The sequence below is a fragment of the Burkholderia sp. Ax-1720 genome, assembly GCF_011753035.1.
GTDB classification, from domain to species: domain Bacteria; phylum Pseudomonadota; class Gammaproteobacteria; order Burkholderiales; family Burkholderiaceae; genus Burkholderia; species Burkholderia gladioli.
In genome coordinates this window covers 1-6928 of record NZ_VWWK01000263.1, presented here as the reverse complement: position 1 = coordinate 6928, position 6928 = coordinate 1, and the positions used below count along the sequence as shown (strand labels likewise).

General features: G+C 69.3%; 7 protein-coding genes. 4 read left to right on the top strand and 3 right to left on the bottom strand.

The features are described from left to right. Positions 1-700: acyl-CoA dehydrogenase (locus tag F3J18_RS34605; protein WP_205195692.1), on the top strand; the 700-nt coding region annotated here is incomplete at its 5' end. An 89-nt stretch (positions 701-789) separates the two neighbouring features. Here F3J18_RS34605 and F3J18_RS34600 read toward each other — a convergent pair. After that, complete coding sequence (locus F3J18_RS34600; RefSeq protein WP_166916608.1) at positions 790-978, bottom strand: hypothetical protein; 189 nt, start codon at positions 976-978, stop codon at positions 790-792. 168 nt (positions 979-1146) lie between these two features. Here F3J18_RS34600 and F3J18_RS34595 point away from each other — a divergent pair, with 168 nt between their 5' ends. The 3 genes from F3J18_RS34595 (at position 1147) to F3J18_RS34585 (ending at position 5897) form a co-directional block, all read left to right on the top strand. Next, positions 1147-2433 carry a dicarboxylate/amino acid:cation symporter gene (locus F3J18_RS34595; protein WP_025097058.1) on the top strand — a complete coding sequence of 429 codons (1287 nt, stop codon included), beginning with the start codon at positions 1147-1149 and terminating at the stop codon, positions 2431-2433. Positions 2434-2532: 99 nt separating this feature from the next. After that, a complete protein-coding gene (locus tag F3J18_RS34590; RefSeq protein WP_345891783.1) occupies positions 2533-4476 on the top strand; it encodes an ATP-binding protein in 1944 nt (647 codons plus the stop codon). Between the two features lie 56 nt (positions 4477-4532). Next, positions 4533-5897 (top strand): sigma-54 dependent transcriptional regulator, encoded by a 1365-nt coding sequence (locus F3J18_RS34585; protein WP_025097056.1) that lies wholly within the window; start codon positions 4533-4535, stop codon positions 5895-5897. Between the two features lie 121 nt (positions 5898-6018). On the opposite strand, the gene F3J18_RS34580 is transcribed toward F3J18_RS34585, so the two are convergent. Together F3J18_RS34580 and F3J18_RS37970 are read right to left on the bottom strand one after the other, a co-directional pair. Continuing rightward, the gene (locus F3J18_RS34580; RefSeq protein ID WP_166916604.1) at positions 6019-6555 is read right to left on the bottom strand and encodes a TlpA disulfide reductase family protein; all 537 of its coding nucleotides are present in this window, start codon (positions 6553-6555) and stop codon (positions 6019-6021) included. Between the two features lie 78 nt (positions 6556-6633). Beyond that, a partial coding sequence (locus F3J18_RS37970) for a hypothetical protein (protein ID WP_205195691.1) occupies positions 6634-6928 on the bottom strand: 295 nt, incomplete at its 5' end.

The window sequence follows — 6928 nt, the reverse complement described above, 5'->3', positions numbered from 1 at the left end:
GGGCGAGGGCTGGAAGCTGGACGGCGCGAAGGCGGTGGTCGAGCACGGCGCGCAGGCGGGCTTCTTTGTGGTGTCGGCGCGGCTCGCCGGCGAGGACGACGCGGCCGACGGCCTGGCCCTGTTCGTGGTGCCGCGCGAGACGCCCGGCCTGACGCTGCGCGACTACGCGCGCATCGACGGCGGCCGCGCGGCCGAGCTGCGCCTCGACGGCGTGCAACTGGAAGCGGGCGCGCGGCTGGCCGGCGACGGCGCCGAGCTGCTCGAGCGCGTCACCGGCTTCGGCCTGCTGGCCCTGGCCGCCGAGGCGATCGGCGCGATGGAGGTGGTGAAGACGCAGACCATCGACTACCTGCGCACGCGCAAGCAGTTCGGCCTGCCGATCGGCAGCTTCCAGGCGCTGCAGCATCGCGTCGCCGACCTGCTGCTGGAGATCGAGCAGGCGCGCTCGGCGGTGATCAACGCGGCGGCCGCGCTGGAGGCGCCGCGCGCCCAGCGCGAGCGGGCCCTGTCGGCGGCCAAGTACACGATCGGGCGCACCGGCACGCGCGTGGCCGAGGAGGCGATCCAGCTGCATGGCGGGATCGGCATGACCTGGGAGCTGCCGCTCTCGCACTACGCGAAACGGCTGGTGATGATCGACCACCAGCTCGGCGACGAGGATCACCACCTGGCGCGCTATATCGCGCTGGGGCGCGGCTGAGGCGAAGGCGCCGGCGCGGCGGGCGGGCCGGCCGCCCCGGCGCCTCCGCGCCGCTCGTGTCGCTCGTGTCGCGTAAACGGCCCGACACATTATTTCCCAATCGTCCGGAATACCGGACGCGCCGCTTTCCGGATTTCCGGAAAATCGGATTGCGCGCGCCGCGCCAATTTCCATAAAACGATAAAAATCAAGGGCTTGCCTGCTGTCGCCAAGCTGGCATCGAGCTTGCGTATATCTGTCGCAAGGCCGATCCCCCGGCCGGACAACGACAGCAGCAAGGAGACAACCGATGACGCCCCACCCGTATCCTTCCCCCCGGATGGTCTGAGGCCGTCGCTTGTTGCGGCACGGCAGCCGCGCGGGCGAATGGCTCCCCCTGACATTCGTCCGCGCGCGTGACGCCGGTTCTCTAGGCTTACTTCATCCTTCTGGAAACTGGACTCATCGTGAAGAAGAAACCTTTCTATAAAGTGCTCTATGTGCAGGTGATCTTCGCCATCATCGTCGGCGTGATCCTCGGCCATTACTATCCGTCCCTCGCGGTCGACATGAAGCCCCTCGGCGACGGCTTCATCAAGCTGATCAAGATGGTGATCGGCCCGATCATCTTCTGCACGGTGGTGACCGGCATCGCCGGCATGGAAGACATGAAGAAGGTCGGCCGGGTCGGCGGCAAGGCGCTGCTGTACTTCGAGATCGTCTCGACCTTCGCGCTGGTGCTGGGCCTGGCGGCCACCCACCTGCTGCGTCCGGGCGCCGGCTTCAACATCGATCCGGCCACGCTGAACGGCAAGGAAGTGGCCTCCTACGCGGCCAAGGCGCACGGCCAGTCGACCGTCGACTTCCTGATGCACATCATCCCGAACACCATGTTCGATGCCTTCGGCCAGGGCGAGATCTTGCAGATCCTGCTGATCGCGCTGCTGTTCGGCAGCGTGCTGGCGCACCTCGGCGAGCGCGGCAAGGTGGTGACGGACTTCATCGAGGGCACCAGCCGCGTGCTGTTCGGGATCGTCCACATCATCACCAAGCTGGCCCCGATCGGCGCGTTCGGCGCGATGGCCTTCACCATCGGCAAGTACGGCGTCGGCTCGCTGATCCCGCTGCTCAAGCTGATCGGCACCTTCTACCTGACCTCGGCGGTGTTCGTGGTGGTGGTGCTCGGCGCGATCGCGCGCTTCACCGGCTTCTCGGTGATCCGCTTCGTGGGCTACATCAAGGAAGAGATGCTGATCGTGCTGGGCACCAGCTCCTCGGAAGCGGCCCTGCCGCAGCTGATGGAGAAGCTCGAGAAGGCCGGCTGCTCGCGTTCGGTGGTGGGCCTGGTGGTGCCGACCGGTTACTCGTTCAACCTCGACGGCACCAACATCTACATGACGATGGCCGTGCTGTTCATCGCCCAGGCGACCAACATCGAACTGACCTGGATGCAGCAGCTCACGCTGCTGGCGGTCGCGATGCTGACCTCGAAGGGCGCCAGCGGCGTGACCGGCGCGGGCTTCATCACGCTGGCCGCGACGCTGGCCGTGGTGCCGACCATCCCGCTGACGGGCATGGTGCTGATCCTCGGCATCGACCGCTTCATGAGCGAATGCCGCGCGCTGACCAACATCGTCGGCAACGGCGTGGCCACCATCGTGGTGTCGGCCTGGGAGAAGGAACTGGACCGCAACAAGCTGCGCGCCGCGCTCAACGGCGAACTGGCGGCCAGCGATACCACCGCGAAGGCGTAACAGGTGAAGCAGGAAGCAGCGGCGCGCGAGAAGCCGCCGCTGCGCGGCGGGGCCGGCACCGGCGGCGCGAGAGCGTTCGAGCGGGCCGGCCCCGCATCGATTGGCGCGGGCGGCTATGCCACAATAGGCGATTCCCATTTTCCGGAAACCGCGAACGTGAAGCGCCGCCTGCTCGTTCTGCTCGTGCTCGTCGCGCTGCTGGCCGCCGCCTGCGCGCTGACCTGGACGATCACCTGGCAGCGCGGCATCGACGAGCTGCGCCGCAACGCGGGCGTGCGCGTCGATCGCACCACCAGCGCGCTCAAGAGCACGCTGGACCGCTACGAATCGCTGCCCTACCTGCTGGGCGGCCATCCCTTCGTGCAGGACGTGCTCGCCAACGTCGACACGCCGGGCTACGTGGAGCGGGCCAACCGCTACCTCGAGGACCTGAACCGGCACGCGCACGCCACCACCACCTACATCATCGGCGCCGACGGGCGCTGCGTGGCGGCCAGCAACTGGCGCGACCCCGACAGCTTCGTCGGCATGGAATACCGCTTCCGGCCTTACTTCATCGACGCCATCAAGGGCGGGGTGGGCCGCTTCTTCGGGATCGGCACGGTCTCGCACGATCCCGGCTACTACATCTCGCAGCCGGTGCGGCGCGAGGGGCGCATCGTCGGCGTGGCGGTGGTCAAGCTCAACCTCGAATGGTTCCAGGGCGCCGACGCCTCCGAGCCGCTGGTGGTGGCCGACGATCACGGCGTGATCTTCCTGTCCTCGGTGCCGGCCTGGAAATACCACACGCTCAAGCCGCTCACCGGCAGCGTCGCCGATTCGATCTACGCCACGCGCCAGTACGCGCAGCAGCCGGTCACGCCGGTGCCGATCCGGGTCGAGCGCGTGCTCGGCCCGGGCGCCGAGATCGTGCGGATCGGCGCCGGCATGCGCGCGCCGCGCTACCTGGCCACCCAGCGCCGGCTCGGCGAGCCCGACTGGCAACTGGTCACGCTCGCGCCGATCGAACCGGTCGACACCGACGCGCGCAATGCCACCGTGGTGACCGGCTTCGGCGTGGTCTCGATCTTCCTGTTGGCCTTCTACTGGCGCATGCGCCGCGCGCGCGTCAAGGAGATGATCCGCGGCCGCGCGCTGCTGCAGAACGCCTACGCGGAGCTGAACCAGCGCGTGGCCGAGCGCACCGCCGATCTCTCGCAGGCCAACGAGCAGTTGCAGAAGGAGGTCGGCGACCGGATCCGCGCCGAGCTGGAACTGCGCGCCGCCCACGACGAGCTGGTGCAGGCCAGCAAGCTGGCGGCGCTCGGCCAGATGGCGGCCGGCATCACCCACGAGCTGAACCAGCCGCTAGCGGCGCTGCGCAGCTTCTCCGACAACACCCGGGTGCTGCTCGAACGCGGCGAGCAGGCCGCCGCGCGCGACAACCTGGAGGCGATCGCCTCGCTGACCGAGCGCATGGGCAAGATCACCAACCAGCTCAAGCTGTTCGTGGGCCGCGCGCGGCCGCGCAACGAGCGTGCCCAGGTGGCGCGCGCGCTGCGCAACGTCGCCTCGCTGCTGCGCGAGCGGCTGCAGGCGGTGAACCTGGAAGTCGAGCTCGACGATGCGCTGCATCCGGGCCAGGGCCCGGCGCCGCTCGATGCCTCGCTCGAATACGCCGACCTGGTGGCGATCTGCGAGGACCTGCGCCTCGAGCAGATCCTGATCAACCTGCTCGGCAATGCGCTCGACGCGGTGGCCGGGGTGGCCGCGCCGCGCATCCTGGTGACCATCGAGGCGAGCCCCGGCGCGATCGTGATCACGGTGGCCGACAACGGCCCGGGCGTGCCGCCCGAGCTGCTGCCGCGCCTGTTCGAGCCGTTCTTCACCACCAAGGAGATGGGGCGCGGGCTCGGCCTGGGTCTCGCGATTTCCTCCTCGATCGCCAGCGACGCGGGCGGCTCGCTGCAGGCGCGCAATGCGCCCGAGGGCGGCGCGGTGTTCGCCTTGACGCTGCGCCGCGCCCGCACGCATCATCCGCAGAGTTTCGCGACCGGCCGCTGAGCATCCCGCGGCTCTGCGCGCCGGCCGCGGCATCGAACCATATTGGGTGAAACAGGATGGCGAACCGCCTGCAGGTTATCTATATCGAAGACGACGAACTGGTGCGCCGCGCCGCCGTGCAGAGCCTGCAGCTCGCCGGCTTCGAGGTGGCCGGCTTCGGTTCGGCCGAGGCGGCCGAGAAGGCGATCCTCGGCGAGCGCGTCGGCGCGGTGGTGTCCGACATCCGCCTGCCCGGCGCCAGTGGCCTGGAGCTGCTGGCGCAGTGCCGCGAGCGCGCCGCCGAGGTGCCGGTGATCCTGGTCACCGGCCATGGCGACATCACCATGGCGGTGCAGGCGATGCGCGACGGCGCCTACGACTTCATCGAGAAGCCCTTCGCCACCGAGCGCCTGATCGAGACCGTGCGCCGCGCCATCGAGCGGCGCGAGCTGGTGCTGGAGAACCTCGCGCTGCGTCGCGAGCTGGCGGTGCAGGGCGTGGTGGCGCCGCGCATCATCGGCCGCAGCCCGGCGATCGAGCAGGTGCGCCGGCTGATCGCCAACGTCGCGCCGACCGACGCCTCGGTGCTGATCAACGGCGACACCGGCGCCGGCAAGGAACTGATCGCGCGCAGCCTGCACGAGATGTCGCCGCGTCGCGACAAGCCCTTCATCGCGGTCAACTGCGGGGCGCTGCCCGAGCCGATGTTCGAGTCCGAGATGTTCGGCTACGAGCCCGGCGCCTTCACCGGCGCGGCCAAGCGGCGGGTCGGCAAGCTCGAATACGCCTCGGGCGGCACGCTGTTCCTCGACGAGATCGAGAGCATGCCGCTCGCGCTGCAGGTGAAGCTGCTGCGCGTGCTGCAGGACGGCGTGCTGGAGCGGCTCGGCTCGAACCAGCCGATTCGCGTGAACTGCCGCGTGGTGGCCGCCGCCAAGGGCGACATGAGCGAGCACGTGGCGGCTGGCACCTTCCGCCAGGATCTGCTCTATCGCCTGAACGTGGTGACCATCGCGCTGCCGCCGCTGGCCGAGCGCCGCGAAGACATCGTGCCGCTGTTCGAGCACTTCATGCTCGATGCGGCGGTGCGCTACGGCCGCCCGGCGCCGCACCTCACCGACCGGCAGCGCGAGAGCCTGATGCAGCGCGACTGGCCCGGCAACGTGCGCGAGCTGCGCAACGCCGCCGACCGTTTCGTGCTGGGCGTGACCGAGGGCGTGATGGAGCCGGCCGGCGGCGCCGAGGCGCGCGAGGCGGCCGGCGCCGAGCAGTCGCTGAAGGAGCGCGTCGAGCAGTTCGAGCGCGCGGTGATCGCCGACACGCTCACGCTCACGGGCGGCGCGGTGGCCGCCACGGCCGACCGGCTGCATGTGGGCAAGGCCACGCTCTACGAGAAGATCAAGCGCTACGGGCTGTCGACCAAGGGCGAGAACGAGCGCTGAGCGGGGCGTTCGAGGCGGCTCGCGAGCTTGCGGTCATCGACTCGGGAAATCGGCCTCGCAAACAACAAAGCCGGCGGCGCCTGGAGGCGCGGCCGGCTTTGTCTCGTTCGGGAGGCGGCGTTCAGGCGTTGCTGCCGAGCGCCTTCTGCAGCAGTTGGTCGAGCTCGGCGAACTGCGGCTCGCCGACATAGCGCTTGAGGATCTTGCCGTCCTTGTCGACCACGAAGGTGGTGGGCGTGAGCTGGACGTTGCCGAACTGCTTGGCGAGCGAGCCGTCGTCGAAGGCGACCTTGAACGGCAACTGGCGCGTTTGCGTGTAGTTGGCCACGTACATCGGCGAATCGTAGTTCATCGCCACGGCGACGAATTCGAGCCCCTGGCCCTTGAAGCGGTTGTAGGTCTGGACCATCTGCGGCATTTCCTTCATGCAGGTCTCGCAGCTGGTCGCCCAGAAATTGACCAGGTAGACCTTGCCCTTCAGGTCCGAGCTGGTGGAGACCTTCTGGCCCGAGAGCAGGGTGAAGGTGGCGTCGGGCACGCTCGACTTGCCGTTCAGCGCGAAATAACCGGCGACGGCGATCGCCACCGCGACGGCGGCGAGCACGACATAGCGCAGCGGGCTGGCGCGGCGGCTGGAGGAAGCGGGGGCTGGGCTCATCGAGGACACCTCGGCGGATCGGGCGAATCCCGCGCGGCATGCACGGGCGGCGACCATTGTAGCGTCAAATCGTGACGCTCATCGGGCAGCGCTCGCGATGCCCGGCATCAGCGCCGGCGGCACTTCGGGCCCGATTTTCGGCTCGATTTCCGGCCTCGCCGCGCGAGGGCGCCGGGGCGGCTTATGTTGCCTATTCGGGCGCGCGCCGGGATGCTCCGCGATGATAATGGCGGCTCGTTCCGTTCCCCGTTCGCCATGCTCCTTTCCGGAATCCGCATCCTGTCCAGCGCGCCGCGAGGCCGCGCCGCGGGCGCCCGCCGCCTTGCCCTGTCGATCGCCGCCGCGCTGGCGCTCGGCGTCGCGGCCGGCTGCA

Bases quoted from the DNA above. Each gene is read 5' to 3' on its own strand.
- F3J18_RS34585 (WP_025097056.1), top strand. From the start codon at position 4,533: ATGGCGAACCGCCTGCAGGTTATCTATATCGAAGACGACGAACTGGTG.
- F3J18_RS34580 (WP_166916604.1), bottom strand. From the start codon at position 6,555: ATGAGCCCAGCCCCCGCTTCCTCCAGCCGCCGCGCCAGCCCGCTGCGC.